Source organism: Streptomyces capoamus, from assembly GCF_014654935.1.
Taxonomy (GTDB): Bacteria; Actinomycetota; Actinomycetes; order Streptomycetales; family Streptomycetaceae; genus Streptomyces; species Streptomyces capoamus.
Genome location: NZ_BNBF01000089.1, coordinates 1 through 986, shown reverse-complemented (window position 1 = coordinate 986; position 986 = coordinate 1). Strand labels below are relative to the sequence as shown.

Sequence of the window (986 nt, the reverse complement as noted above, 5' to 3'; positions counted from 1 at the left end):
TCCGTCTCACGGGTGCTGTGGATCGTGGTGTGCTGCGGGCGGCGTTGGGTGATGTGGTGGCGCGACACGAGAGTCTGCGGACGGTGTTCGCGGAGGTGGATGGCGTGCCGCGGCAGGTGGTGCTGCCGTCGGTGGAGGTGGAGCTGCCGTTCGTGGTGGTGGGAGAGGGTGAGCTGGCGGGGGCGTTGTCGCGTGAGGTGGCGCGTCCGTTCGATCTGGCGGTCGATCTTCCGTTGCGTGCGTCGTTGTTCGGTGTGCCGGGTGCGGTGGACGAGTGTGTGCTCCTGCTGGTGATGCATCACATCACGGCGGACGGCTGGTCGTTGGTGCCGTTGGCGCGTGATGTGTCGGCTGCTTACGGGGCGCGGCTGGAGGGCCGGGTTCCGGTGTGGCCGGAGTTGCCGGTGCAGTACGCGGATTACGCGTTGTGGCAGGCGGAGGTGCTGGGGGAGGAGGGTGCCGCGGGCAGTGCTCTGGCGGGTCAGCTGGAGTTCTGGCGTGGTGCGCTGGAGGGGTTGCCGCAGGAGTTGGTGCTGCCGGTGGACCGTTCTCGTCCGGCGGTTCTGGGTGCTGGTGGGGGGACGGTGCGGGTGTGTGTTCCGGCCGGGGTGCATCGGGGTCTGCTGGGTGTGGCGCGGGCGTCGGGTGCGAGTTTGTTCATGGTGTTGCAGGCGGGGCTGGCGGCGTTGCTGTCGCGTCTGGGTGCGGGGACGGACATTGTGCTGGGGACGCCGGTGGCGGGGCGTACGGACGAGGCGCTGGACGACCTGGTCGGTTATTTCGTGAACACGCTGGTGTTGCGGACCGATGTGTCGGGTGATCCGGTCTTCGGTGAGCTGGTGGCCCGGGTGCGGGAGGGCGACCTCGCTGCTTTCGAGAACCAGGACGTGCCGTTCCAGCGTCTGGTGGAGGTGCTGCGGCCGGAGCGGACCGCGTCCCGGCATCCGTTGTTCCAGGTCATGCTCGCCCTCCAGAACAACCCCGAG

1 protein-coding gene is annotated in these 986 nt (G+C 68.8%); it reads left to right on the top strand.

The genetic code is table 11. The features are described from left to right. Nucleotides 1-17: 17 nt before the first annotated feature. A partial coding sequence (locus tag IE312_RS37920) for a condensation domain-containing protein (protein ID WP_368860046.1) occupies nt 18-986 on the top strand: 969 nt, incomplete at its 3' end.